Raw genomic sequence first — 26942 nt, 5'->3', positions numbered from 1 at the left:
GAGTTCTGGATACCGGTAGTCGTTGAGCCTGCTGGCCCACGACTACCCATGGCGCGACCCTCTTAGAAACTGAGGGTAGCTCCAAAAGTAAGCCGTCGGTCTGGCAGGCCCTGGAAGCACAGAAGCGCGCTTTCGTTTACACAAGACTGCGTGATCTTGGACTTTGTCAGATTAACGCCCTCTACGCCGATGTTCAGATAGTCGGTCACATCATAGGTGATACTGGCGTTAAGCTGGCCTCTGGATTCTGTAACCGTCGGGAAACCAAGAGTACTGTTGAGTGAGGCACCGCCAGCGGTATCCAGGGTCCGGAAGGCATCTCGCCATGTGTAACGAGCGCGGGCAGAAATCCCATATTTCTCGTAGTAAAGCGTGACGTTATAAGCGTGCTGCGAGAAGTCCAGCAGACCTTGGACGGCTTCAACCGGTACTGTAATATTCGGGTTGATCGCCTGGAAGATATCCTCTCCGCGGCCGGAATTGGTGTTCGTAGCTTCGCCACCACCGAAATCCTGGTAGGTATAGTTGGCAATGATACCAAAGCCCGATGCGAAACCAAGTGTATCCTCAAATTGAGAGAGATCGTACTGGAGGGCCACTTCGATACCTGTTTGGGTCGTATTTGCCGTGTCGTTGATGATCGTTTGGAGCGGGACGCACAATCCATTTCCGATAACAGGAGACAGGACATTGCGATCCGGAACCGGGTTGAAAATACCGCCCTGCTCACAAGGGTCCGTAATGTCACGGAAACCATTGGCATCCTCAAACGCATCTTCCACCTGCGTGACAAACAGATTGGTCCGTTTTTTGTGGAAGACACCAACACTCAATACTGATGAAGGTGCAAAATACCATGAAAGCGAAGCGTCATAGGATTGCACTGTTTCTGGGGCCAGATTCGGATTGCCTAGCGCCACAGCATTATTCGGACCGCTCGGGAAACTGATCGAAAGTGACAGATCGTCGAAATCGGGACGGTTGATATCTTCCGTATAGCTTGCCCGGAAAACCAGGTCATCGGTCAGGTCGGCAATCACGTTAACGCGGGGCAAGAACTCTTGATAATTGCCGCGTGATGTTACGGGCGATACGACACCGTTAGCAACGGCATTACCCGATGAAAGGATGTTTGTGCTCACCCAGCGCAAACCGATATTCCCTCGGATCGGACCGCTTTCAAAACTTGCCTGTCCATATACCGAGTGGGTTGTTTCTTCGATATTGAAAGAACCTTGCGGAAGCATAGCTGGATCACTTAACAGCCGATCACCATTTGCAATTGCCGCTTGCCCGCCAGGCGTGGAATCAAGCGCAGCCTGAAGGGTTGCAAGTGTTCCTTCGCGGTCGGAAAAAGATCGGTCGGGGTCGACGAGAAGGAAATTGCGGAAAGCCAGTTCTCTTCCATCAAAGTCGCCAAAGTTGCTGGGGCCAGGCACAAGAAGATCTGCAAACAACGATCCGCTTGGACTATTTGCAATTGCCCCAGTGCCAAAGGTTGACCGAACCTGAGTGAAATCCGTCGAGATATCATTGTAGCGATAGCCCCAGTCAAAAGAGGTGATGAATGGAGTCAGATCTTCCGTGTCCAGTGACATGTCGAGACGGAACGCATCCTCTTTATTTTCCGTACGGTTGTTTTCAGCCGTCACAGCATCGAGCACAGTGTTGTTGGGATCGAGCAGCTGATCAACTGTCGGCGCAAACGGTGAATCAAAGTCAACACCGAATGTCAGGGCACCGCCGGAAAGATCATATCGGAATGGAACGCTGTTGTCGTTACTGCTTCCATCAAGCGGTGTCAGCGCGTTCGGATTGATGAAATTCAAAGTGGTACTCAAATTTGGGTTTGTTGTGGTTGAAGTCGCCCTCGATCCTTCGGCCCGAACTAAAAAACGGCCGCTTTCCCACTCTCCGCCAAATCTGTAAACCTGACTATCGGTGACACGGGCACCCGTATCGCTGGAAAAGCGCAGGTTTGGATCGTCATCGTCGACAGCCAGATTCGGCTGAATGGTGCCAATTTGTGACGCCTCAATGCTGCCCAGATTTACGCCGTCCAGTGATCCGAAATTGACGGTTTCGAAAGCATCAGGGACATTGTTAAAGCGCAGCGCGCTTACGCCTGAGGCCTGGACGCGCGAACTATCCTGCCTGCGTTCCTGATCACTCACAATCGCATCGAAAAAGAGTTTCAGATTGTCAGATGGAGCCCATTCCAGGGTGCCTGCAAAGTTGATGGTCTCATACTCGAAATTTTCAAGCTCCTGGTTGAGGAACTGAATGCCGAGATAATTGAAGTCCGGTCCCGGGGCCCCGGCGGCGGTTACGGCGCTGCCAGCTGAAACCAGGGTGTCGCGGTCAACACGCGGACGGAATGACGTTGCCTCCTGTTCGGCGTAGCTTCCACTCAAGACGATACCGATTTCACCGATGCCTGTGTCCCAAACGTCGCCAAAGCTTGCAGAAATCCTAGGCTTAATGCTGTCTGAAAGTTCGCTATATTCGCCCTGCGCGCGAATACTCAATATACGATCGGTCAGGTCAAGCGGACGAATAGTGCGCAAGTTAATGGTACCGCCAACAGCACCTTCAATGTCTTTTGCCGTAGGCGCTTTGATAACCTCAACAGAAGCGATAATGGCTGCATTAATGTCTTCGAAGTTGATACCCCCACGGCCAGTGCCGGAACCCAGCGTAGAAACACCATTGATTGCGGTACGGTTATCATTAGTACCACGGATCTGAACCCCGGTGCCGACACCTGCTGTTCTGGTGATCTGGACGCCGGTGACATTTTCGAGAACCTCGGCGAGGTTCTGATCGGGCAATTTCCCGATATCTTCTGCCTGAATGATTTCGACCAGACTGTCTGCTTCGCGCTGCTCTGCGAGCGCGCTCGCTAGAGAACTGCGAATACCGGAGACGATAATAACGTCTTCATCCGCATCAGCCGCTTCGTTGACTTCATTATCTTGTGCATAAGCTGGACAAGCCACAGCGATCAACGCGGAGCCAGCCAAAAGTGCTTTGGTCAGACTTGCGCGCGCACCGTGCCTGCGCGCAGAAATGCTCATTATGTTCATCGAATCCCCTCCCAGAGTGTTTTTGATTTGGAGCAGGACTGGGCTTCCTGAGTAGATATGTCAACCATTAATGGTTACCTATAATCTATAAACTGTCATACCAATTATGCATGCCTGACAAAAAGGCTTGTTTCAGAATTGCTTAGCAATTCTGACTTTAGGAAAGTATCTGACCTTTCGGGAACGGCAATATTTTTATGTCACATTTTTGCGACACACTAAGAGAGGCTTTGGGTCAGCCCGTAGCTCTGGCCAATTCGAAAACGACAGCTCAGTCGTCGATAATTCTTTCGTCGGAAATAAACGCGTTATCCCATCCGGGCGACGTCGAGAAAGCGCTCGCGGCTCTCGATTGCCCGCTGCTGCACCTCGCGCAAAGCCTCCTGCTCGGTAACGTCCAGCATCGACCCGATGAGGCGCAAGAAATGCTCACGCATCGCACGCCGCGCAGCACCGGGGTCTCGCTCCTTTAGGGCGTCAAGAATCGCCCGGTGCTCCTTGGCACGGGCGACCGCATCCTCTTCGCATACTGCGTCATAGCTATGTTTCACCTCGGGAAGCTCTTCCCGCATGCGCCACAATGACTCGATGGCATGAACCATGGCCCCATTGCCTGATGATCGCGCAATCATGGCATGGAATTCACGATCCGCCGCCAGCGACGTTTCTTCATCGCTGTTACCCATTGTCTCTATCAACTCATCGAGTTTTTGCAGATTCTCATCGGAAATGATCTTTGCCGCCAAGGCCGCCGCCTCTGCCTCGATAAGAGATCTTGCCTCTGTGACTTCGAAGGCACTTACTTCGGGAAGCTGTCCCGGCTGTTGCGGCTGTTCTTCGCTGACATATACACCAGAACCGGTCTTGATCTCAATATGCCCTATTGCTTGGAGTGCAATCTCGGCCTCGCGAATCGTGACACGACTAACATCAAAACGCTCGGCTAGTTCGCGTTCGCCGGGGAGGCGCGTTCCTGGAGGAAAAACACCTTCATCAATCAATTGCCTGATTTTCTCTGCAATACGGTGATAAAGTCTTTGTTCGGCCATGTGTTCATGAACTCCGTTCCAGCTGATTGCGGTCAATTACTCTACTGTCTAGCGCAATTCCTTATAAATTGTCGATCAATTTGGTCGGTCACAGTTGTGGATATTGGTACAACCGGGACCAAACCCGGTCGCACCAACACCTGTTGAACCTAGAATTTGAATTGAACGCCAGCGAAATAGCGTGGTCCGTAAACTTGAACAGCGCCGAAATCATCCGGTGCTCCGCGGAAATTGGTCCGCGGCTCGTTGAACAGGTTGATTCCTTCGATGGTGAATTTCACATTGCTATTCAATCTGAACGACGCGCGGGCCTCGAACACATTTACATCGTCGACGTAACGGACACGTCCTGGTGTCGCAATAAATTGCTGGAAGTAGTTGCTACGATATTTGTAGACGCCCTGGAAATCGAACGGGCCAATTTCGTAATAAACCTGCGCCGACAAGACGTGCTTCGAAAATCCGAACAGGTTTGATGGCGGGATAAGGCCGTTACTTACAGTTGTCGAACCGTCAGCGTTCAAACTCGTGATGGCTCCGAGCGTATCATCCTCAAATTCAAAATTCGAATCCGCATAGTTATAGCTAAGCTTAAAGCCAAGACCATCCAGTGGTTTCGGCAGATAGCTGAGCCGGTGCGCGGCCGTAATTTCGACACCATAGATTGTGCTAGTGTCCTGACTGGTATTGACGGACGTAACGAGGAGATCCTGATCCACTCCGTTAATGTTGAAGCTCTCGAAGATACCAACCGTTTCAAAGCCACCATCAAAGCTCTTGTAATATGCATTGACGGCCAGGATAGTATCATCATTCGGATACCATTCGAGGCCCGCATCAATATTCCACGAAAGCAGCGGATCAGTAGACGGATTGCCTGTAGCGGTAACATTATCAATACCATTTGCGATGGCTTCCTGAGCAGTCGCAAAGTCGTCATTGTTCAAATTGAACAACCGGCCATCGCCAAGGCTCGAAGGATCAGGACGCGAAAGCGCACGATAGACCGCCACACGTCCCAACAGGTCAGGCCGGAATTCAGCTACCAGATTTAGGCTCGGCAAAAATTCCGTGTAGGAACTCTTGGTTTGACGGGGAACCAGATCGCCGCCTGCCTGACTCAGCGTAAAGTCACCGGTAACCGGATCAGCTACGACAACAAGATCCGCCTGAAACCCCTTGGAGATAACATCAGTGCCAACCACACGCAAACCAACATTGCCCCGGATGGGCATATCACCCCAATCGCCGCCAAAATTCGCCTGACCATATAAGGCCCAGCTGCGCTCGGTCACATCAGTGTTCTGAATCGAATCAAAATCGCCAGTCGGGTAGATGGGGATGCCATTATCATCAAATTCCAGACCCGATGGATCTTCACGTTCTAATACTTGCGCGATACAGAGAGCATCGAACGTTGCGAATGTGTTGGATGTGCCAATCACATTCCCATCTGCATCAACATTGGTGATCAGCGGGTTTCCGCCGGAAACTGAGGACAAGAATCCCGACTCAGGAAAGGTTGTACGGCATTCCTGATTGGCTATAGCAAGAGCGCCCGTGCTGCTGGTGTCGTTATAGGTATTTTCAAACCGGCTGTTTCCATTCTGTGCGCCGGGCACGTCCTTATATCTCAATTCCTGATACCGGGCACCGGCCTGCAACGATGACAGAAAGCCATCAATTTCATACTCGATATCCCCGCGGAAGGCCCACACGCTATTGAAACGGTCCTGCTCCAGATCAGCACGCAGGCGCGGGTCGTTGGCAAACAGGCTATGGTCGTTAACGTCGAAATTCTGAGTGACGAAGTTCAATCCCCCAGCCCCATTCTGAAGAATCTGGACGGCTGTTTCCACCCGGTCATCCTGGGTACTGCCATCACTTTCAATGCTAGGCGTAAAGGCGCCGGTATTGCCGAAGATATCTTCATCATCCTCAGTCCGGAAGCGAATCTGCACCGCCTCTTCTACCCGCTGTGTTCTTGAATAGGATGCATCGAGCGAAATCTTGACGCGATCCGTCACCTGCGCATCGAGCGAGAGGCCACCACCATAATATTCCTCGTCACGCTCAAGATATTCACTCACCGCTTCAATGCGCTGCTCACCGGTAAACTGACGCAAAGCACCAGTTTCAGTGAAAATCAGTGGAAGATCGATACGGTTGGGGTCACCCGGCCCGTCAATCCGGCGACCTTCCGCAAAGTTCAAATCGCTGCGCTGTTCGCGGAAAAGGCGTTTTGAATATTGAAAGTCAGCGTTGATATCTACATCAGGACTCGGCTTGAATTGAATCGCGCCAAAGAAAGAATCCCGCTCGTCATCGGTAATATTGGAGCGGAATGAGTAGCTGTTTCGGGCAATAACAAAATCATCTGTCACACTGCCATCGCGCAGGCCATCTATAGTGCCCGAACTGGTATCGCAGTTGCCATCATCAAACACACCGTCGCCGGTATTGGTCGGATCAACCACACAGGCGCGAATGGTATTAGAGACATTTGCCTCCTGTTCAGGATTGGATGTCTTGTTACGGGAATAACCAAGCGAAATACCTAGTTCTGCATCGCCCAGCTGAAACTGGTCGATATAACTGGCTGTCGCACGATAACCAAATTTCTGAAACCGTTGATCGGCATCGATATCAAGATTGTCAGGATTGATATTGAGCTTGAAATTGCCCTGGAACTGCCGCTTGCCATAATCGAGTGGCCGGACGGTTTCGAGAGCAATCTGGCCGGCTACGCCGCCTTCGATATAGCTGGCGGCCTGAGACTTATATATCCCGATTTTGTTGAACAGTTCGGAAGGGAACTGGCTAAAGTTAACCGAGCGATCGCCGCTACCATTTGTCGCGATACGGCCGTTGATTACCGTAGAACCCAGAAATGGACCAAGACCACGAATGGATATTTCGGTAGCACCACCTTGCTCCCGGTGCGAACCGGCACCCGTTAAGGTTTCCAGTGCCTCGCCGATCGAGAGTGCTGGGATGTCTCCGATCTCTTCCGCCGAAAGGGCATCGAAGACTTCTGTCGCTATCCGTTTCTCTTCAATTGAATTCTGGATTGTGCCGCGAATACCCGAAACGACGATCAGGTCGTCATCATCAGCACTTGTCTCCGAACCCTGCTCTTGCGCCTGTGCAGGCATCGCCAAAGCTGTTGTTGCACAGCCAGCCATTAAAATTTTCGTGATCGATGAAAGGCTCCGCACACGCGCGCCCTGGTTTTTCCCAAGCATCCCTATTCTCCCTGTCCTTGTTTTTATGGCGAGGAAAATGAACGCCTACAACCGGTATGTCAACCTTTAATACATTCCAATATGGAAAAACTGTCATACCAATAATGCCTACCGAGATTTTCTATTGGCATAGAGGCAAGGATGGCTGTCTAACGAGGGCGTGCCAGTTGAAGTTTTGAATAATGGCTCGTGAGTTGAGATTTGTGCTAACGCTAGACATGCTTCGCACCCATAGTTAGCCTAAACTATTAACAGGAGGCTGCCCATGTATGACGTTGTGCTAACCGAATCTTATTTTCCGGCGCAGGGCGGGCCGGAGCCATCGCCAATGACTATTGGAGATATGCTACGTCAGTCGGCCGCGCAGGCGCCAGATCAAACGGCGCTAAAAGAGCTAACCTATGACGGAGCAATTGACCGCTGCTGGACTTATGCGGAACTGTTGAATGATGCGGAGCGCTTGGGTCGGGCGCTGGCCAGCCGCCATGCCGAGGGTGCCCGCGTCGCAGTATATGCGAATAATGTGCCCGAATGGGTGCTTCTCGAACTGGCTTGCGGTTTGGCTGGCGTGACGCTGGTGACGGTTAATCCGGCCTATCAGAAGCGCGAACTGAAATATGTTCTCGAACAGTCGCGTTCCGAGGCGGTTTACTATGTCGCGGATTTTCGCGGAAATCCGATGCAGGAGATAGCCGACGCGGTATGCGACGAAATCCCAGCAATCAAGTATCGCATTTTGTTGACGGACCATGATGCACTTTATGCCGGGGAAGATGAAGGCGCGCTGCGCGATCCGAAACCGCAGGACGCGGTGCAACTGCAATATACATCCGGCACAACCGGCTTCCCGAAAGGCGCTGTGCTGCATCATAACGGCCTGGTCCGCAATGGCGTTGATACGATGGCCCGGGGCGGGATGGAGCAGGGCGATATTTTCGTGCACACCATGCCCCTTTTTCACACGACCGGCTGCGCAATTTTGGTGCTGGGAGGCTTTGGCCGCCGTGGCACCATGTTGCTCGCACCGATGTTTGATCCCGTTATGATTGCAAATGTCATCGAGAGCGAGCGTGCCAAGTTCATCCTTGGCGTTCCGACAATGTTGGTGGCCTTGATCGACGAGGTGCGCCGGTCGGGTCAGGACGTTTCCTCGACCCGACGGATCATGTCAGGTGGTGCCATGGTGGCGCCGCAACTGTGCCGCGATGCCAAGAATGTGTTCGGCGCACCGGTTCAGATCGTGTATGGCCAGACTGAAACATCACCGGTGCTGACGCAGGCCTGGTATGAAGATTCAGAAGAGGACCTGACCCAGACAATCGGTCAGCCCGCCGCCCATACGGAAATTTCCATCCGCGATCCGCAAACGAATGCCGTTCTGCCGATTGGCGAGCAGGGCGAGATTTGCGCGCGCGCTTACAGCGTGATGCTGGGCTATAATGATAATCCGGAAGCTACTGCCGCCGCCATAGATGACGAAGGCTGGCTGCATACGGGTGATCTCGGGCGTATGGATGTACGCGGCTATGTCAAGATTACAGGCCGGGTTAAAGAAATGATTATTCGCGGCGGCGAGAATCTATTTCCGGCGGAGATTGAAAATGCGATGCTTGAGCATGAAGAGATTGATGAGGTTGCTGTCGTTGGCATTCCGGATGAAAAATGGGGCGAGCAGGTCGCCTGTTTCTTCCGAAACGGTTCCGGGCAGGCGCTGCGCGCGGATGATTTGAAAGCCTTCATTCGCGAGCGTCTGGCACCACAAAAGACACCTGCCTATTGGATTAACGTATCGGAATGGCCGCTTACCGGCTCCGGGAAAATTCAAAAGTTCAAACTGGTCGAGGCTTTTGAAGCCGGTGATTTTGAAGTTTTGGATTAAGCTGTGTTGACTGTCCGGATTAAGGCAAAAAGTTGATGTTAGGCACCTTAAGGGGCGCAAAGGTGACCGTCGCAATTGTGCCTCGTTACGTCATCTATTGCGAGTAACCTGCGTGTTTCAGGTCAACCAAAGGTTGGTTCAATTACAATGCGTTTTGTGTATGCGTTGTACGTTATTTAATGCCATAGCGTATTGACGGCCCTTCGTTCGAAAGGGGCTATATAATATCATTGGGAGAAAAGATGCTCAGAGTCGCGGCCAGTCTGTTGGAATCCAAACTAGACCAAATATCTGTTCTGTGCATCGGGTACGCCTCATGAGCTTACGACTTCGGGGGGTATCCAAAACATCCAACGGCGAGACGCACATCTATCCTACCGATCTGGAACTGCAAAAAGGAACGATGAACGTTTTGCTGGGGCCAACATCGTCCGGCAAGACAAGCTTGATGCGCCTCATGGCGGGGCTCGACAAGCCTGATACCGGCAAAATCTTTTGGGAAAGCGAGGATGTCACGAAAAAGCGCGTGCAGGACCGCGATATTGCGATGGTGTACCAGCAATTCGTGAATTATCCCTCAATGACAGTCTATGATAATATAGCATCGCCGCTGAAGCTGCAGAAAAAGTCAGCAGCAGAGATTGATGCAAAAGTGCAGGAAATGGCTGAACTGCTGAAACTGAAACCTATTCTGAACAGCAAACCACACGAGATATCAGGAGGACAACAACAGCGGTGCGCCATGGCCCGCGCATTGGCGAAAGATGTTGGACTGGTGTTGATGGATGAACCACTTGCTAATCTGGATTATAAATTGCGGGAAGAGCTACGCGTTGAAATCCCACGGTTGTTTGAGGCGTCTGGCAGCATTTTTGTTTACGCTACAACTGAGCCAGAGGAGGCATTGTTGCTCGGCGGAAACACCGCGGCGCTCTGGAATGGCCGGGTGACACAATATGGTGCGGCTAAGGATGTTTATCGCAATCCCGTGGATGAGACGACCGCCCGCATTTACTCCGACCCGCCGATGAATTTTGTATCGGTCCGAAAGGATGGCGCAGTCGTTCATTTTCCCGATGGGCAATCAACAATGCTGAACGATGATTTGGCATGCTTGCCCAATGGCGGGTACAGAGCCGGATTTCGCGCCCATCATCTCGAAATGAGTGATGGCCGGCCTCGCACCATTGAATTTACTGCAAAACTCATCGTCACGGAGCTTACCGGGTCAGACACATATATTCACGTCAATGCAATGGATGAAAGATGGATCGGCCTGATCCCGGGGCTTCAGGCTTTTGAGCTTGGGCAAATGGTGAAAATTTCCCTGAACCCGGAAAATATTTTCTATTTTGATAAGGATGAAAAGCTGGTTGCCTCTCCAAATCATGAGCCTGAAAAGTCAGGAGCATAGGTTTGGCCTCCATAACTCTCGAAAATCTAGCGCATAGCTATCTTCCCAATCCGGGTGGCGACAGTGACTTCGCTCTCAAGGAAGTAAATCATATCTGGGAGGACGGGCGAGCCTATGCGCTGTTGGGCCCCAGCGGGTGCGGCAAGACAACATTGCTCAATTTAATTTCCGGATTACTCACACCGACCAGCGGCAGTATATTGTTTGATGACAAGGATGTTACGGCATCATCGACGGCCGAACGCAATATTGCGCAGGTCTTCCAGTTTCCGGTTGTCTATGACACGATGACAGTCGGGCAAAACTTGGCATTCCCACTCCGTAATCGAGGCATGGATTCCGGTTATGTCGCCGAGCGTGTGCAACGCATCGCGCAGATGATCGGACTGGAAGCGGATCTTCATAAAAAAGCGCGAGGCCTGACCTCCGACCTGAAACAGAAAATCTCGCTGGGACGCGGGATGGTTCGGGATGATGTGAACGCAATCCTTTTTGACGAACCTTTAACAGTCATCGATCCCCATCTGAAATGGGAATTGCGGACCCAGCTCAAGTCGCTGCACCGGGAATTTGGGCACACAATGATTTATGTGACCCATGACCAAACAGAAGCTCTGACCTTCGCGGAGAAAGTCGTGGTGATGCATGAAGGCCGGGTGTTGCAAATCGGAACCCCGAAAGCGCTTTTCGAAACACCGGCACATGTTTTTGTGGGCTATTTTATTGGTTCTCCCGGAATGAACTTCATTCCTGTCTCTGTCACCGGAAACAAAGCCCATACAAATGGTGAAACAATCAACCTCAATCATGATTATGGCAACCCGCAGGGTGATACGGTTTTGGGAATACGGCCTGAATTCGTTCGATTGACCAAAAGCGACGGACTACCGGTTCAGATAAACCGCATTCAGGATGTAGGTAGACATAAATTCATCAATGCAACATTGTTCGATATTGAAATAAACATCTCTGCCGACGGAGGTTTTGAAATTGAACCGGACATGGTCATGGTGGAGTTTGATCGGGCTAACATCAGCCTGTTCTGTGATGATTGGCGCATGAATGGCAAGGCGATTGATCAAGGCAAAAGGGGCGCGATCTAGTGGAAAAGACTGTCAATCAGCGTGCTTGGCTTCTGGTGCTGCCAGTGTTGGTTCTCGTCGCATTTTCATCAATCATCCCGATGATGACGGTGGTCAATTATTCTTTCCAGGATAGTTTTGGTGAGAATATTTTTTTCTGGGTCGGACTGGAATGGTATCAGGAACTGCTGCAATCAGAAAGGTTGTGGGATGCGTTGGGCCGACAGATGCTCTTCTCTTCCATCATACTTATGATCGAAATCCCTTTGGGCATTCTGGTGGCGCTGAGCATGCCGAAAAAGGGATTGTCAGCCTCTGTCTGTCTGGTTCTCATGTCTTTGCCATTGCTCATCCCTTACAATGTTGTCGGGACGATCTGGCAGGTGTTCGGGCGCGCGGATATCGGACTGCTCGGCCGCGTATTGTCTGACGTGGGTATCTCCTACAATTATTCCCAAAATGCTTTTGATGCTTGGGTTACCGTAATAATTATGGACGTCTGGCACTGGACATCATTGGTTGCACTTCTGGCCTATGCGGGCCTTCGCTCCATCCCGACCGCTTATTATCAAGCGGCGATGATCGACCAGGCAAGCCGGTGGAGCGTTTTTCGATATATTGAACTGCCGAAGATGAGAGGCGTTTTGATGATAGCGATCCTGCTACGCTTCATGGACAGCTTCATGATTTATACGGAGCCATTTGTTCTGACTGGCGGTGGACCCGGAAATGCAACGACATTCTTGTCGATAGATTTGGTGAAAATGGCGCTTGGTCAGTTTGATCTCGGGCCAGCGGCCGCATTCTCGCTCATGTATTTTCTGGTGATCCTGCTTATTTCCTATGTGTTCTACACCGTCATGATAACCATCGATAAAGATGAGGCGAAGCAATGAACCAGAACCGGCATCCAGCCAAAAAACGTGGTGCGACATCGATGCCAAGAGCGCGAATAGGGGCTCTCGTGATGACCGTATATTTGGTTTTCCTGCTGGTTCCGATCTATTGGCTGATCATCATGAGCTTTAAGTCCAACTCTGAAATATTGAGCTCGTTCACGCTTTTTCCGGACAATTTTACGCTGAAAAATTACAGCACCATCCTCACTGACCCGTCATGGTATATGGGCTATGTGAACAGCTTCATATTTGTGTCGCTCAATATGGTGATTTCGCTTCTGGTCGCGTTGCCGGCGGCTTACGCCTTTAGTCGCTATCGATTTTTCGGTGACAATCATCTGTTTTTCTGGCTCCTTACCAATCGCATGGCACCGCCAGCCGTTTTTGCTTTGCCATTTTTTCAACTCTATTCCAGCGTGTCTTTGTTCGACACCCATATTGCCGTTGCATTGGCCCATTGCCTGTTCAATGTTCCGCTCGCCGTTTGGATATTGGAAGGGTTTATGCGCGGGGTTCCAAGAGAAATTGACGAAACAGCTTTCATTGATGGCTACGGATTTACGAAATTCTTCACAAAAATCTTCATTCCGATGATCGCACCGGGAATTGGTGTGACCGCCTTTTTTTGTTTCATGTTCAGCTGGGTCGAACTTTTGTTGAGCCGTACGCTCACGAGCGTGGATGCAAAACCGATTACCGCGATTATGACCCGGACTGTTTCTGCATCCGGTCTTGATTGGGGTGTGCTTGCCGCTGCGGGTGTTCTGACCATTATCCCCGGTGCTATTGTGATCTATTTTGTACGCAATCATATTGCCAAGGGTTTCGCCCTTGGCCGAGTTTAGATAAGCGCAACATGGGAGGGATATCTTAAATGGAATGGATGGCCTGGACGCTACCGACTGCCATATTCTTTCTGTCGATTGGTGCTATGCTGATTGGTATGGGATTACTGCACATGAAATATCCCAGTACTCCCAGAGTCGGTGTACTCGGAATCGAAACAATGCGCGGAGATAGGCTATTCATCTCCCTTCTGGGCTCTGCATTTATCAATCTTGCGTGGATTGGCTTACTGGACGCACCCCAATATGGTGCGCTAATCATCTGCGGCCTATTTGCAATATTCGTATTTCGCTGGGTATAAAATCAAAAGATCGGATCAATGGAATGAGAAATTTTCGGACAGCAGCAATTCTTTGTATGAGCTTGGCTGCGTTATCCTGTTCAGATTCAACGGAAACGAAAAATGGCGGCGGAAATGATATCGACATTTCCAATCCGGCTGGTGCGGCGAGCAAATTCCTAGATGAAGAGATTGGCGAACTGTCCAGCCTCAGCAGGGAAGAACAGGAAGCCGAATTGGCCTGGTTCACGGAGGCGGCAAAGCCGTTCAGGGGCATGGAAATTTCGGTGGTATCGGAAACGATTGCGACCCATGAATATGAATCCAAGGTGCTGGCTCCCGCCTTTACAGCCATTACGGGTATCAAGGTTACCCATGATCTTATCGGCGAGGGTGATGTAGTTGAGAAACTGCAAACGCAAATGCAGTCAAACGAGAATATCTACGATGCCTATGTCAACGATTCAGATCTGATCGGAACGCATTGGCGCTATCAACAGGTTCGTAATCTTACTGACTGGATGGCCGGTGAAGGCAGTGATGTCACCAGTCCGGGACTGGATTTGCCTGATTTCATCGGAACCGACTTCACGACCGGACCGGATAGAAAACTATATCAATTACCCGATCAGCAATTCGCCAATCTATATTGGTTCCGGTACGATTGGTTCACCGATCCGAAGATCAAATCCGAGTTTAAAGAGCAATATGGATATGATCTGGGCGTGCCCGTCAACTGGTCAGCCTATGAAGATATCGCCGAATTTTTTACCGGCAGAAAAATTGACGGAAAAACGGTCTATGGCAACATGGACTATGGCAAAAAAGACCCGTCCTTGGGATGGCGATTTACCGATGCCTGGATGTCGATGGCCGGCATGGGATCGGTCGGGGAGCCCAATGGCCTACCGGTCGACGAATGGGGCATAAGAGTAAATGACAAGTCGCAACCTGTCGGGTCTTGCGTCGCTCGAGGCGGGGCGACCAATTCACCTGCTGCGGTCTATGCAGTGGCCAAATATACCAAATGGCTTTCCGATTTTGCACCGCCATCAGCCGCCGGCATGACATTTTCAGAGGCAGGACCGGTTCCGTCACAAGGCGCCATTGCGCAACAGATGTTTTGGTACACGACATTCACCGCCAATATGGTCGGGGAAGAAGCATCTGCCGTCCTTTATGAAGACGGAACACCGAGATGGCGGATGGCCCCCAGTCCGCATGGTGCCTATTGGGAAGAGGGTATGAAAGTCGGGTATCAGGATGCCGGCGCCTGGACGCTCATGAAATCCACACCAACAAAACGGGCAAAAGCGGCTTGGCTGTACGCGCAGTTTGTGACCTCGAAAACTGTGGATGTGAAAAAGTCCCATGTCGGACTGACGTTCATTCGGGAATCGACTATTCAGCATGACAGTTTCACCAAGCGCGCGCCAAAATTGGGGGGCCTGGTAGAGTTTTATCGTTCACCAGCGCGGACGCGGTGGTCGCCGACAGGAACCAACGTTCCCGACTATCCTCGTTTGGCGCAGCTTTGGTGGCAAAATATCGGTGATGCCTCCTCAGGCACAAAAACACCGCAAGCAGCACTCGACGCTTTGTGCGAACAGCAAGAGCGCGTACTCAGTCGGCTTGAGCGATCTGGGTTGCAAGGCGATCTTGGCCCCAAACTGAATGACGAGCGAGACAATGCCTACTGGTTGAACCAACCAGGGTCGCCCAAGGCAAAACTGGCCAACGAAAAGCCCAAGCCCGTGACAATCGAATATGACAAGTTAATCGCCACCTGGCAGTAGATTGATTAACCTCCGATTTTGTCGCACCGGACAATATTGGCTGACTGAGGCGTAAATGCACATTGCCAACCGCGATGTCCGGCAAGCAATTTTACAAATTCTATGTCTGCTCTTGGGTGAAAAGCAGACACTAGCCGCTCGGTTGGCTATTTCCAGAAATGCAAGCTTTCTGATGTTGCTCACATTTCACCCACAATTGCGTTACAGAGTTGTTTTACGGGGGCAACGGTCAAAACGATGCAATTACGGCTGTTTCATAAGTTATTTTTCCTTGTAGCGCTAACCGCGTTAGTCGCATCACTGGCGATGGCTGGTGTGATGTCGCTTAATCTCAGCAGAGGTTTTGCCGACTATCTGGATGCGCGCGATGCGGAGATGCTGGATAGCTTGGTATCGACAATAAGCGCCAGTATTGAAGCAGAAGAGTATCGGGATGCGCTTGAAAACGGCGATTTAACAATAGCCGGCGTAGTACGAAACATGGCGCGTACCGGGCAAATCCGCGGATTGCGAAATTTGCCACCCCATCGCGGTGCGGACTTGCCACCACTGGCAAATGGGGGTGCAGTTAGTCGATTTGAAGCCGCGTCCAATCGTCCGCCACCTAGATATTACCGATCAAGGCGAGATCGGCCACCACCGCCGCCCGGCAATTTTGGCACCAGATTGCTGCTATTTGATTCCAATGATGTTCAAGTAATTGGGCCACGACCACCAGAAGGAGATTTGCAAAATAGGATGATCGAACGCGATATCACGGTCGATGGCGCAATATGGGGAAAAGCCCGATTGCTCCCGCGTGGACCATCCCCCGACAATGTGGACGCAAGATTCCTCCGCAGCCAATATATAGGCTCGGCGGTACTGACCCTCGTGCTCTTGATATTGGCTGGCGTTGCTGCATTTTACTTTGCTCGTGCCGGAGCTAAGCGACTTGGCGATATGCAAAAAGCGACGGATGCGATTGCACATGGTGATCTTGATGCACGGGTAACCACCAAAGGCAGCGATGAGATTGCCGCGATGGGTGAAAATATCAATATCATGGCGTCCAGTCTGGCAAAGCTGGATAGCGCCCGGAGGCGGTGGCTGGCCGAGATCGGGCATGAACTAAGGACGCCATTGACGGTGCTGGTCGGAGAGCTCGACGCGCTTCAGGACGGCGTTCGGCCTATTAATATGGCCGCTGTGCAGTCTCTGTCAGACGAAGCCAAACTACTCAGCAGGTTGGTTGAGGATTTGCACTTTTTGGCAGTTTCCGATTTATCAGGACCGCCTTGCCAATTCGATCACACCGATGCTGTCGTGTTGATAAAAAATGTCACGGCGCGGTTTTCTCCCCAGATGGAAAAGGCCGGCCTGCAATTGGATGCTGATCTTGGGGCTTACAAATCGATGCCGGTTTATTGGGACAATACCCGGATTGAGCAATTGCTTGGTACGCTGTTGACCAATTCCGAACGGTATACAGATGCACCCGGCACAGTGCGTGTTGGTTTGAAACGGGAAGATGAGATGGTCAGCATCTCAATAGAGGATAGCGCACCCGGGGTGCCAGCTGAGCATCTGCCGCATTTATTTGAACCGCTGTACCGGCTTGATGAGGCAAGAAACCGTGCGACCGGTGGCAGCGGCCTGGGACTCGCCGTCAGCCAGACCATCGTCCGCGCCCATGGCGGGACTATCACCGCCGCCCCATCACCCATGGGAGGGCTTTTGGTTGAGGTGCGTTTGCCAACGGAAAGTGGTGCATGATGAAGACCCGAAAAATTAAAGGCCGCACCATTTTTGTCGTCGAGGATGACCGCAAGATATCCGCAATATTGGAGGATTATTTGCGCAGTGCTGGCCATGAACCGCAATGTTTCTACGATGGCAGATCGGTAGTAGATAGAGTGCGAAAAGACGAACCGGCTGCGGTAATATTGGATATCATGCTGCCTGCCAGTGATGGCTTAATGATTTGCAGAAAGCTCCGCGAATTCAGTGCTGTTCCGGTGCTGATGCTCACCGCGAAAGTGGAAGAAATTGACAAGATTAGTGGCCTCGCCTTTGGTGCAGATGACTATGTCACCAAACCGTTTAGCGCTCAGGAAGTCATTGCCCGCGTCAACGCCATGATCCGGCGGGCTGAGGGACGGATCACTAATAATCCGGCGGGACATGTCTATTTGGTCGATGAAGCAGGCCAACGGGTGGCATGGCATGGTGAATGGTTGGATCTATCGCCGTCGGAATTTCGGATATTGGCGGCGATGATGAAACGGCCGGGCCAGGTCTTTTCCCGGGATCAGTTGCTCGATGCGCTGGGTGATCATGCTCTCGACAGTGGTGACCGTGCGATTGACAGTCATATCAAGAATATCCGCCGCAAGATCGTTGCCGTGGATCATAAGGCGCGGTGCATCGCATCGATCTATGGCTCAGGTTACCGGTTCGAACCGGACTAAGACGCAGAGCGTCAAGCAATAACAATCGCATCAAATCCCTTGCAATGTAACCGGGCCGAAAGGCACGAAGAAAAGGAGTCAGACTAAAAACAAAAAACGCAGCAAAATTTGCTAAATCAGCACAATGCGTTGAATCAAAAGGATGAAGCCGAGAATAATCGCGGTGGCTGAAGCAAATTTGGGTACGCGATCAGCGATCCTCATATTGCCGAACCGGTGGAAGACACCAACCAGAAGCAGCACTGCACCCAGAAAGAAAAACTGGCCAAGCTCGATCCCGATGTTGAAGCCTGCAAGGGTAGCGACCAGATTTCCGGTATCGCTTGTCATCGCGCCGATGGCAGATCCAAAGCCAAAGCCGTGGATCAACCCGCAGACAAATATGACACCAATCCGTGTCCAGCCGATTGTCGCATCATTTTTGTGCCAATAAGAAAGGTTGAGCAACGCCATCAGGACAATGCTCGCCGCTATGGCCGGTTCAACAATATCTGGCGATATCCGGAAAATATCCTGCGCCGAAACGGTCAGTGTGATGCTGTGGGCGATGGTAAAGCTGGTTACGACACTGACCCAGTAGCGCCACCCCGCTCCGGCAATGATGATTGTCAGCAGGAACAGCAAATGGTCCGCACCCGTCAGGATATGCTCACCGCCGATGCGGATATAGTCCAGAAAAATCGCCCAACCGCCGCGAAAAAACTGATGAGCGGTAACATCCGGCCGCAAGATGGCGACCTCTGATACACCGTCCAGGGTCGCTTTAACGGTCATCTGTTGCTCGTCGGGGCCGGTGCCAAATAAGTCGGTCGTCAGAACCAGGTTTTCAGGCGTTTCCGGAAAGTTGGCGCGATGCAAGATAACGATATAATCCACCTCCATTTGCGCATCGCTGCCATCCGGTGCCATCACCCAGGAAAGAACGGATGTGCCCGCTTGTCCGCCGTTACTCACGGTGAATCGGTCGGCAAATTGCTGTTTTATGCTCTGGTCGTGCTTCTGGATTTCCTGCGCTGTCAGCTTGCCATCGCCGTCATCATCCACATTTTTCAGCGCCGACACTGGCACGGACACGACAAAGAAAGCCGCGTTGTCGACAATGTTCATTGTCGCATTTTGCTTAGGCAACAAATGGGCTTGTGCACCGCTGGCTAAAATGAGTAGCCATAATGCGGCACATATCCGGGCGATCATTTATGATCTGCCGCCGCCGCGCGGTGGATGGTTGCCCCGTCCGCGACCTTGCCCACGCTCACCGCGACCTTCGCCTCTGCGCTCTGCAGTCGGCTGACTATCCACGGAGCCTTTGACGCACCGTTGCAGGAACGGATAAGTGTCGGTGGCATAATAATGGTAAACCCCCGTCGGAAAGTCCGGCGTCACACCAAATCGGCCATTGCATTCATCCAGGTCACCAGAACCTGCGACATATTCATAGTCCTGGGTGAATGCGCCCATAGGTATGACGCCGGCGCTCGGGCGACCAGCGTCGGGAGTAGACTTTAGCTGGTAGCTCGATTTCATAGCACGCAAGGGACTCGTGCTATATTTGGGGTCCGCATAGCCATAGCGGGCATAAACGGGAAAACCGTCGGCGGCCCAGCCGATCAGCTGCATCGCTTCACCGGCAATATTTTGTTCGGTGAGCATGCCTTCGGGGATGCCGTGATAATGATATTCGCCGCTTGGCTGGACATGGGCATGGTTTTCGTCATCCCCGAAGTCGAAACTCGACTGGCCGAGGGCCTCAATGCGCCATTCACCGGTCCCGCGACCGAGATCGCAGGCGGCCGGGTCGGTCACATTCGATCCGCATCGTCCGGCCGTGCCAGGGTCAAATTTTATGCCGTTAAGAGCATAAGCAGGAACTTTGACCGGCCGGCCGGACCCTGTCCGCGCGACAGGCGTCAGCGTTGTGGCAAAGCTGACGGTTTGCGCCGATATCCGGTTAGGATTGTTGGCGTTGGGGAAAGTGCCAGTGGCGTGATTGGGCACGCCATTGGCGACCAGCAACCGCTGGCCTCGGGAACAGGACCATTTCGCCTCGCTCTTTAGACCAAGTTGCTCGTTCAATATATTGACTTCACTGCTGCAACGGACGCCCAGCGTCTGGGCTTGGGTAGAAGCAATCGGGTCGCCCTGATCGCCGGCATCTGGTCCTCGCCCATCTTGCCCGCCACCGCGGCGGCCAGGGGGACCTCCGGACGGACGGCAGGCAAGGGGTCTATTCCGAGGAGCAAAACAGGTGCCGGAAACTTCATCCTGCTCAGATGATTCAAAAGAACAGCCATCTCCAGCCGCTTTGCTTTCACAGGCGCTCAGCATTTCTTCGGTTGGACGGCCTTGTCCGCCGCCGCGAGAGCCTTGTTGTGCGGACAGATTGACTGCACCAAAGACGCCAAAACAGAGTACCGCAATCGACAGAAATGGTACCCAATAGCGTTTGATTGCCCTCGTCATATCAGTTCACCGTCCCTTTGAGACAGCGGCTGAAATAGGGATAGCTGTCGGTCGCCATGTAATAATAAATACCATCGGGAAATTCCGGGGTGACTCCGGTGCGGCCATTGCAATCATCGAGATCGCCGGATCCTTCGACATAGTTCCAGTCAGACCCAAAGGCGCCCAGGGCGACAAAATCCGTGGAAGGACGATCGGCATCTGCGACTGTGTCGAGCTCAAAGCTGCCTTCGCAGACTTTAACCTCGCTAGTCGCATCCATGGCGTCTGTGTAGCAATAGCGCGCGTATACCGGATAGCCGTCAGAAGCCCAGCCGACATGAACCATTTGCCGATTGGCATCGGACACGCCAGCATTGGTCAAAATGCCTTCGGGCATGCCGTGATAATGATATTCACCGGTTGGCTGAACATGCGCATTGTTCATGTCCTCGCCAAAATCGAACACATCCTGTCCCAAGGCTTCCACTCGCCACTGATCGGTACCGTTGGCGAGATTGCAGTCACTCGCTTCATCGGCATCACTCGGACAGGTTCCAGCGGTTCCGGGGTCGAATTTGACGCCATTACGCGCAAAAACACTCGCGCCGCCAGGCCCGCCTATTTGCGTATTGCCGGTACCCGTCGTCGGAGTCAGGGTTGCGATCATAGTGACGGTTTGCGCTGAAATCGTGTTGGGGTTGCCGGCGTTGGGAAAGGTTCCCACTTCATGATCCGGCAGGCCATTGGCAGTCAAAGTTCGATTGGTATCGTCACAAGACCAGTCCCATGTCGATGTCAGCATGCCCGAGGTGCTATATTCACCCATGTAGCTGCCGCTATAGGGACAGTCGACGGCAGCCGTTGACGTACCGGTAGGAGTTGGCGTCGGGGTTGGCGTGGGCGTCGGAGTTGGTGTGCCAGGCAAAACAACTTCCGTCTCGTCATCAGAATCATCACCGCAGCCGACAAGCGCAAGCGCCAGTACCGAAGCGGCGGCACCTCTGAGCAAGTCTCTGCGAAAATCCTGCAACATCATCTCGTCTCCACATTTTGCCCGTCCAAAAATGAAATATGTGAAGAATGTGGATGCAATATGGATGATTGCTTTCAGCGTTTCGCGCCGAAAAAGCTTTCTGTCTAAACTAACACCGAGCGTTGGGACCCTGTTGCGGTTTCGTGGTCGTTCGGAATTGCCAGATCCATCGCGGGACGAATGCCTGTCCACGGCATCAGTCGTTTAAGCCGCCTCGTATATATTTCAAAAGATCTACAAGTGCTTCAGGTCCATCTCTTATTGACAGATCGCCAAACATGGTCCGATTCAGACCACTATCATTGGCCAGGCCATGAACGATGTTTAGCGTCGAATATATCAGACGGCGTTTAATGGATGTTGTATCCTGATTTGGAAAGGCGTCAAAAATCCGTTGGGGATTTGTGCTTTCCGCATTGCCAAAAACGGGTTCCCAAATAGCTTGAATATCCGGGTCATTGCTTTGCAGTAGCTGGGAGAGAAATCCCAGGCTAAATTCGCCCTTCGGCCGGAGGTAGCGCAAGACCAAAACCGGGCCAAAAAAACGCGCTATGGCTTCCAGTTGCTTGTCGCCATCAATTGGCAATCTGCTGACAATCAAGTCGATTTCTTCCGGCGTTGCCGTGTCAATATGCTCAACCATAGCACGGATCAGACCTAGCCGATTTTTGAAATGGTAATGGGTTGCGCCCGAGTTTTTAGCTTTTGCGGACTGATTGACCGCTCTTAAGGAGACACCATCAAGACCGTTGCGAGCAAACAGCACCATCGCCGCTTCGATTAGTCGGACCCGTGTCGTTTCGTTTGATTTTGGTACCATCTCCCAGGCAATAGGCTGGAGCTGACACGTTCGCAAATCCATTTCTATGCAATTGGACAACGGGTTTAGCTGATTGCACGACCTTGGAAAAAGAGGTTAAGCACGGACTCAATATGGGTTTCGACCATCTCATCTTCCAACGTGTTTACTCCGTAGAGCGCCTTGGCCTCTTGCGCGAGGATAAATGGCATCTGGCATGCCGCCGTGAGAATGTAGACGAAGGAGATCGGGTGCATATCCGGCATACCCGCGATACCGCCGCTTGAATCAAACCGCTTGCCCAGGTTTTTATGCAATGGGCGAATAAATGTTTCGACGATCCAGTCCAGACGGTCGCCGCCGCGCACCGATTCCATAATCATGATGCGCGCATGCTCCGGATGGGCTGCACTGTACCGAATATATCGTCGTAAATAAGCCTTGAAACCATCCAGACCGCTTAAACTTGCGGACGACCCATCATCAAATGCCAGCGCCTCATCTAAAAGTTCAAACATATCTTTCACAGATTCGCGCCACAGTTGGTCTTTGGTACCGAAATGATAGCGGATCATGGAATGGGTGGTCTTGGCTGCTGCGGCGATATCGCGGACATTCGCAGCATCACATCCTCTTTCGGCGAAGATAATCCGCGCTTGATGCAGGATTTCAGAACGCTTTTGCTTCGATCGCGCTTGCATCGGCTCTCGGTGGTTTAGCTTGCCTGTCTTAGTCTCAGACGGTGCGATAACAGCTGACATTGTTTTACCCATTTGCTTAGCAATCCCCTAGTCAAAAGGACTACTCGAACCCTCTGTATATTCTGCAGGCCCGATGGTTTATAGTAGCGATTTCTCATTGCAGGGTGCAGCCGCAGACGAAAGCTATGTGATCGAACTCGGACAGGTAGAGGGTGTTGCGAGCGTGTCAGTCAACGGAACCGAGATTGGCAAAGCTTTTGCCCATCCATTTCTGGTTGATATCACGGATGCTGCTCGCGTCGGGCAAAATACGATCAAAGTCTCGGTGCGACCTCCGTTACGAAACGCGCTTGTGGGCCGCGCGCTTGCCGGTGACAAGTTTGCTGAGCATATGAAGACACATGAAAATAATCTTGTTCGGCTTGGGTTGGTTAAACCGGTCAGATTATTTCGCGTCGACGGGGACGGAAGGCGCATAGGTGCTGCGAAACCCTAACTTGTTTCGCAGCGCGTCGTGCCAAAGGTTTCTCGTGCCGAAGCGAGGCATTGAATGGCTTGGATCGGATAGTCTTCTGCCATAGGTAATTTTTGTTTGCTAATCTGAGCTTTGGCGTAGAATGGCGTTCAATCATGATCAACACCCCCATTAAATATGATGCCATCATTCTTGGCGCTGGCGGCGCTGGCCTGATGTGTGCAGCCATTGCCGGTCAACGGGGCCGCAAGGTGCTATTGATCGATCATGCCGACGAACCCGGTAAGAAAATCCTTATTTCCGGCGGCGGTCGCTGTAATTTTACCAACAGCAATACAGCGCCCGACCGCTATCTTTCGGCCAATAAGCATTTCGCCAAATCGGCGCTTAGTCGTTACACGGCTCAAGATTTCATCGCTTTGGTCAACAGATATGACATTGCATGGCACGAAAAGACTTTAGGACAATTATTCTGCGATGGTTCGGCGAAGCAGATCGTTGCTTTGTTGATGGATGAGTGCCCTAAAGACGCCGTGACTTTGTCGCTGGGACAATCGGTTACGGATATCCGTCACAGCGTTGGCACATATCATGTTGACTATGGCAATAAGGCAGCGACAGCCCCGTCATTGGTTATCGCGACGGGCGGGCCGTCTATTCCGAAAATGGGCGCGACGAGTTTTGCCTATGATATTGCCCGGCAATTCGGCCTGAAGGTTGTGGAGCCACGGCCTGCTTTGGTCCCGCTAACCCTTGGGGGCGAAGAAACCCTGTTTCGTTCGCTATCCGGTGTATCGGCGCCGATTATTGCGAGCTGCGGCAAGACTGCTTTTCGCGAGGCGGCTTTGTTCACGCACAAAGGACTGTCCGGCCCAGCCATATTGCAGATTTCATCTTATTGGCGTCACGGGGAGCCGGTGAGCGTTGACTTCCTGCCGGACCTGAACCCCAACTGGCTGATCCGGTTGAAGCGGGAACAACCCCGTGTTTCGCTGAACAAAGCCGTTAACGAGCATTTGCCAACTCGACTCGCGGAAACTCTATTGGACCGGATCGCGCTTTCGGGCGATCTTGGGAATCTGGCGGATCGCAAGCTGGAAGATGCGTCCCGACGATTATCCCACTGGCGTTTCATGCCCAATGGAACCGAAGGTTATGCCAAAGCGGAAGTCACCGCCGGTGGCATCAGTACGGCCGATTTATCCTCCAAGAATATGGAAGCTAGGCAAATGCCCGGACTCTATGCTATTGGCGAAGCTGTAGATGTTACCGGCTGGCTCGGTGGCTATAATTTTCAATGGGCTTGGGCGAGTGGGCATGCTGCCGGTAAGGCAATTTGATCCCGCCGCACAATCTCTTTAAATAAGCGATATTTTATCGAAAACCGCTGGTGATTGGCATTCCCGGCGGTCTTTTACTTCTGCCACTGAACGGATTTTCATGCCTTTTACCAAACTCCCGCCGCTTCTAGCTGAAGCGCTTGAAGCACACGAATATACAAAGCCAACAGCGGTGCAAGCTGCGGTACTTGAACCGGAAGCCGCAGGTCGCGATCTTATCGTGTCGGCACAAACTGGCTCCGGCAAAACGGTGGCCTTTGGCCTTGCTATGGCACCAGAGCTATTGGACGATAATGGAAGGTTCCCGTTTCTGGTCGAACCTTTGGCCTTGGTCATCGCTCCAACCCGTGAGCTAGCTTTGCAGGTCAGCCGCGAACTGACCTGGCTCTATCAGCCGGCCGGCGCGCAGATTGCGACTTGTGTCGGTGGAATGGACGCGTCAAAGGAACGGCGTACCTTGCGTCGCGGTGCCCATGTGATAGTTGGCACGCCGGGGCGCTTGCGCGACCATTTGGAGCGTGGCGCGCTCGACCTCAGCAAGCTGCGCGCGACGGTGCTTGATGAGGCCGATGAGATGCTCGATATGGGGTTCCGCGAAGATCTCGAAGAAATTCTCGATGCGACCGGAGAAAATCGGCGGACCTTGATGTTCTCGGCTACCATACCAAAGCCGATTATCAACTTGGCCAAACGCTATCAAAATGATGCGATGCGCATCTCAACAGTAGGCGAAGACCGCGGACATGGCGACATTGCTTATCAAGCGATAACAGTTGCCCCTGCAGATACCGAAAATGCGGTGGTCAACCTGCTGCGTTTTCATGAAGCGGAATCAGCAATGCTGTTCTGCGGAACAAGGGAAGCGGTCCGCCGGCTTCATACCAGCCTGGTTGATCGTGGGTTCAGTGCCGTTGCGCTTTCGGGCGAACATACACAGGCCGAACGTAACCAGGCGATGCAGGCGCTACGCAGCAAACGTGCGCGGGTCTGTGTGGCAACCGATGTGGCGGCGCGTGGACTGGATTTGCCAACTCTGTCTTTGGTTGTACATGTCGAAATTCCGCGAGACGCGGAGACTCTGCAGCATCGGTCGGGCCGAACAGGCCGTGCCGGCAAAAAAGGCACTGCGGTTATCATTGTGCCCTATCAGCGGCGCAAACGGGTTGAATCGATGTTGCGTGGCGCAAAAATCAACGCAGAATGGAAAGATGCTCCGACGCGGGCGGATATCCGGAAAAATGATGCAGAGCGTTTGATAGAAACCCTGCTGCAGCCTGTTGAAATTGACGAAGATGATCTGGAACTGGCAAAACGCTTGATGGCGGAAAAAACGCCGGAAGAAATTGCCGCGATGCTGGTCCAATCCCATCGCGCAAAAATGCCGGCGCCGGAACAGATGCTGGATCGTGGCGCGCAGTCACAACCCGCGCCTGGTGGGCCGCGCCCGGGCTTTGAAGATACTGTATGGTTCAAAATGAATGTCGGGCATAATCAGCGTGCCGATGCGCGCTGGATTTTACCAGTATTGTGCCGCCGTGGTCACATCACCAAAAATGAAATCGGTGCGATCCGGATTAACGGTGATGATACGTTGTTCGAGATTCCTCGCCGTGTCGTCGAAAAATTCACCAAGGCGATTGCAGAAAAGCGAGAGACCGGTGGTGACGATACCGACGACATCAGCATCACCCAGTTTGAAGGCACACCACGCGATGCGGCCAAACGCAATCGCAAGGGTGGACGCAGTGACAATGCTGGCGGTAGCAGAGACTATAGCAATGCCAGCAAGAAGTTCGGCGGCAAGAAATTTGGTGCCAAAAAATTCGGAGACCGCAAATCGGGCGGCGGAAACTCCGACGGTCGGGATTTTGGCGGTAAAAAGAAATATGGCAAAAAGTCGGACGATGGCAGCAAGCCCTATTTGAAGCGCAAGCCCGCTGGTGATCGCGAAAGCGGTAGCGAAGGTGGCGGCAAACGCGAATTTGGCGATGGATTTAAAAAGAAGTCTGACTTTAAGGGCGACCGCAAAACTGGCCCCAAAGGCGACTTCGGCGGCAAGAAGAAGCCTCATCGCGGAAAGCGGCCCTTTGAAGGCCAGAAAGACCGAGGGCCTAGAAGCGACTAGG

General features: G+C 52.2%; 19 protein-coding genes and 1 pseudogene. 12 read left to right on the top strand and 8 right to left on the bottom strand.

What is annotated here, in order from left to right; translation table 11 throughout:
• Positions 1-62: 62 nt before the first annotated feature.
• The 3 genes from ACO6S1_RS00790 to ACO6S1_RS00780 form a co-directional block, all read right to left on the bottom strand.
• Positions 63-3086, bottom strand: a complete 3024-nt coding sequence (locus ACO6S1_RS00790) for a TonB-dependent receptor (protein ID WP_422344469.1) — start codon at positions 3084-3086, stop codon at positions 63-65.
• Between the two features lie 308 nt (positions 3087-3394).
• A complete protein-coding gene (locus tag ACO6S1_RS00785; protein WP_422344468.1) occupies positions 3395-4135 on the bottom strand; it encodes a FadR/GntR family transcriptional regulator in 741 nt (246 codons plus the stop codon).
• A gap of 149 nt (positions 4136-4284) precedes the next feature.
• A complete protein-coding gene (locus tag ACO6S1_RS00780; RefSeq protein ID WP_422344467.1) occupies positions 4285-7380 on the bottom strand; it encodes a TonB-dependent receptor in 3096 nt (1031 codons plus the stop codon).
• 265 nt (positions 7381-7645) lie between these two features.
• Between ACO6S1_RS00780 and ACO6S1_RS00775 the strand changes: the two genes are divergently transcribed.
• The 9 genes from ACO6S1_RS00775 to ACO6S1_RS00735 all read left to right on the top strand — a co-directional run bounded on the left by ACO6S1_RS00775 (position 7646) and on the right by ACO6S1_RS00735 (position 18026).
• The gene (locus ACO6S1_RS00775) at positions 7646-9259 is read left to right on the top strand and encodes a class I adenylate-forming enzyme family protein (RefSeq protein WP_422344466.1); all 1614 of its coding nucleotides are present in this window, start codon (positions 7646-7648) and stop codon (positions 9257-9259) included.
• Positions 9260-9575: 316 nt separating this feature from the next.
• Complete coding sequence (locus ACO6S1_RS00770; RefSeq protein ID WP_422344465.1) at positions 9576-10673, top strand: ABC transporter ATP-binding protein; 1098 nt, start codon at positions 9576-9578, stop codon at positions 10671-10673.
• Positions 10674-10675: 2 nt separating this feature from the next.
• Positions 10676-11776, top strand: coding sequence for an ABC transporter ATP-binding protein (locus tag ACO6S1_RS00765; protein ID WP_422344464.1), 1101 nt, complete (start codon positions 10676-10678; stop codon positions 11774-11776).
• Positions 11776-12651, top strand: a complete 876-nt coding sequence (locus ACO6S1_RS00760) for a carbohydrate ABC transporter permease (RefSeq protein WP_422344463.1) — start codon at positions 11776-11778, stop codon at positions 12649-12651. Before ACO6S1_RS00765 ends, ACO6S1_RS00760 begins: the two co-directional genes overlap by 1 nt.
• A gap of 71 nt (positions 12652-12722) precedes the next feature.
• Entirely contained in the window at positions 12723-13499 is a 777-nt protein-coding gene (locus tag ACO6S1_RS00755) for a carbohydrate ABC transporter permease (protein WP_422344462.1), read from the top strand.
• Positions 13500-13528: 29 nt separating this feature from the next.
• The gene (locus ACO6S1_RS00750) at positions 13529-13801 is read left to right on the top strand and encodes a DUF2160 domain-containing protein (protein ID WP_422344461.1); all 273 of its coding nucleotides are present in this window, start codon (positions 13529-13531) and stop codon (positions 13799-13801) included.
• A 56-nt stretch (positions 13802-13857) separates the two neighbouring features.
• Positions 13858-15576 (top strand): ABC transporter substrate-binding protein, encoded by a 1719-nt coding sequence (locus ACO6S1_RS00745; RefSeq protein WP_422344460.1) that lies wholly within the window; start codon positions 13858-13860, stop codon positions 15574-15576.
• A 237-nt stretch (positions 15577-15813) separates the two neighbouring features.
• Positions 15814-17331, top strand: coding sequence for an ATP-binding protein (locus ACO6S1_RS00740; protein WP_422344459.1), 1518 nt, complete (start codon positions 15814-15816; stop codon positions 17329-17331).
• Positions 17328-18026, top strand: coding sequence for a response regulator (locus ACO6S1_RS00735; protein WP_422344458.1), 699 nt, complete (start codon positions 17328-17330; stop codon positions 18024-18026). The genes ACO6S1_RS00740 and ACO6S1_RS00735 overlap by 4 nt, the downstream gene beginning before the upstream one ends.
• 111 nt (positions 18027-18137) lie before the next feature.
• Here the strand turns inward: ACO6S1_RS00735 and ACO6S1_RS00730 are convergent, their stop codons facing one another.
• From ACO6S1_RS00730 to ACO6S1_RS00710, 5 genes are all read right to left on the bottom strand, one after another.
• Positions 18138-19133, bottom strand: coding sequence for a HupE/UreJ family protein (locus ACO6S1_RS00730; RefSeq protein ID WP_422344457.1), 996 nt, complete (start codon positions 19131-19133; stop codon positions 18138-18140).
• Between the two features lie 87 nt (positions 19134-19220).
• The gene (locus ACO6S1_RS00725; RefSeq protein WP_422344456.1) at positions 19221-20486 is read right to left on the bottom strand and encodes a YHYH protein; all 1266 of its coding nucleotides are present in this window, start codon (positions 20484-20486) and stop codon (positions 19221-19223) included.
• Position 20487: 1 nt separating this feature from the next.
• Entirely contained in the window at positions 20488-21504 is a 1017-nt protein-coding gene (locus ACO6S1_RS00720; protein WP_422344455.1) for a YHYH protein, read from the bottom strand.
• 193 nt (positions 21505-21697) lie between these two features.
• A complete protein-coding gene (locus ACO6S1_RS00715; protein WP_422344454.1) occupies positions 21698-22321 on the bottom strand; it encodes a TetR/AcrR family transcriptional regulator in 624 nt (207 codons plus the stop codon).
• Positions 22322-22386: 65 nt separating this feature from the next.
• Positions 22387-23073: a TetR/AcrR family transcriptional regulator gene (locus tag ACO6S1_RS00710; RefSeq protein WP_422344453.1), complete on the bottom strand. Its 687-nt coding sequence runs from the start codon at positions 23071-23073 to the stop codon at positions 22387-22389.
• Positions 23074-23131: 58 nt separating this feature from the next.
• On the opposite strand from ACO6S1_RS00710, the pseudogene ACO6S1_RS00705 reads away from it, so the two are divergent.
• From ACO6S1_RS00705 to ACO6S1_RS00695, 3 genes and pseudogenes are all read left to right on the top strand, one after another.
• Positions 23132-23497: pseudogene (locus ACO6S1_RS00705) on the top strand (glycosylhydrolase-like jelly roll fold domain-containing protein); the annotation flags it as partial.
• Positions 23498-23631: 134 nt separating this feature from the next.
• Positions 23632-24816, top strand: coding sequence for an NAD(P)/FAD-dependent oxidoreductase (locus ACO6S1_RS00700; RefSeq protein WP_422344452.1), 1185 nt, complete (start codon positions 23632-23634; stop codon positions 24814-24816).
• A gap of 100 nt (positions 24817-24916) precedes the next feature.
• On the top strand, positions 24917-26941 hold the full coding sequence (locus ACO6S1_RS00695) for a DEAD/DEAH box helicase (RefSeq protein WP_422344451.1): 2025 nt from the start codon (positions 24917-24919) through the stop codon (positions 26939-26941).
• The last annotated feature ends 1 nt before the right edge of the window (position 26942 follow it).

The organism is Parasphingorhabdus sp. (genome assembly GCF_965233695.1).
Taxonomy (GTDB): domain Bacteria; phylum Pseudomonadota; class Alphaproteobacteria; order Sphingomonadales; family Sphingomonadaceae; genus Parasphingorhabdus.
Note: the sequence above shows the minus strand (reverse complement) of the source record. Positions and strands in the feature narration are given on the sequence as shown.

What these genes read in the sequence shown, in the direction of transcription:
- ACO6S1_RS00790 (WP_422344469.1), bottom strand. Translation starts at nt 3,086, where the DNA reads ATGAACATAATGAGCATTTCTGCGCGCAGGCACGGTGCGCGCGCAAGT.
- ACO6S1_RS00785 (WP_422344468.1), bottom strand. Translation starts at nt 4,135, where the DNA reads ATGGCCGAACAAAGACTTTATCACCGTATTGCAGAGAAAATCAGGCAA.
- ACO6S1_RS00780 (WP_422344467.1), bottom strand. Translation starts at nt 7,380, where the DNA reads ATGCTTGGGAAAAACCAGGGCGCGCGTGTGCGGAGCCTTTCATCGATC.
- ACO6S1_RS00775 (WP_422344466.1), top strand. Translation starts at nt 7,646, where the DNA reads ATGTATGACGTTGTGCTAACCGAATCTTATTTTCCGGCGCAGGGCGGG.
- ACO6S1_RS00770 (WP_422344465.1), top strand. Translation starts at nt 9,576, where the DNA reads ATGAGCTTACGACTTCGGGGGGTATCCAAAACATCCAACGGCGAGACG.
- ACO6S1_RS00755 (WP_422344462.1), top strand. Translation starts at nt 12,723, where the DNA reads ATGACCGTATATTTGGTTTTCCTGCTGGTTCCGATCTATTGGCTGATC.
- ACO6S1_RS00750 (WP_422344461.1), top strand. Translation starts at nt 13,529, where the DNA reads ATGGAATGGATGGCCTGGACGCTACCGACTGCCATATTCTTTCTGTCG.
- ACO6S1_RS00745 (WP_422344460.1), top strand. Translation starts at nt 13,858, where the DNA reads ATGAGCTTGGCTGCGTTATCCTGTTCAGATTCAACGGAAACGAAAAAT.
- ACO6S1_RS00740 (WP_422344459.1), top strand. Translation starts at nt 15,814, where the DNA reads ATGCAATTACGGCTGTTTCATAAGTTATTTTTCCTTGTAGCGCTAACC.
- ACO6S1_RS00735 (WP_422344458.1), top strand. Translation starts at nt 17,328, where the DNA reads ATGATGAAGACCCGAAAAATTAAAGGCCGCACCATTTTTGTCGTCGAG.
- ACO6S1_RS00730 (WP_422344457.1), bottom strand. Translation starts at nt 19,133, where the DNA reads ATGAACATTGTCGACAACGCGGCTTTCTTTGTCGTGTCCGTGCCAGTG.
- ACO6S1_RS00725 (WP_422344456.1), bottom strand. Translation starts at nt 20,486, where the DNA reads ATGACGAGGGCAATCAAACGCTATTGGGTACCATTTCTGTCGATTGCG.
- ACO6S1_RS00720 (WP_422344455.1), bottom strand. Translation starts at nt 21,504, where the DNA reads ATGATGTTGCAGGATTTTCGCAGAGACTTGCTCAGAGGTGCCGCCGCT.
- ACO6S1_RS00715 (WP_422344454.1), bottom strand. Translation starts at nt 22,321, where the DNA reads ATGGTACCAAAATCAAACGAAACGACACGGGTCCGACTAATCGAAGCG.
- ACO6S1_RS00710 (WP_422344453.1), bottom strand. Translation starts at nt 23,073, where the DNA reads ATGGGTAAAACAATGTCAGCTGTTATCGCACCGTCTGAGACTAAGACA.
- ACO6S1_RS00700 (WP_422344452.1), top strand. Translation starts at nt 23,632, where the DNA reads ATGATCAACACCCCCATTAAATATGATGCCATCATTCTTGGCGCTGGC.
- ACO6S1_RS00695 (WP_422344451.1), top strand. Translation starts at nt 24,917, where the DNA reads ATGCCTTTTACCAAACTCCCGCCGCTTCTAGCTGAAGCGCTTGAAGCA.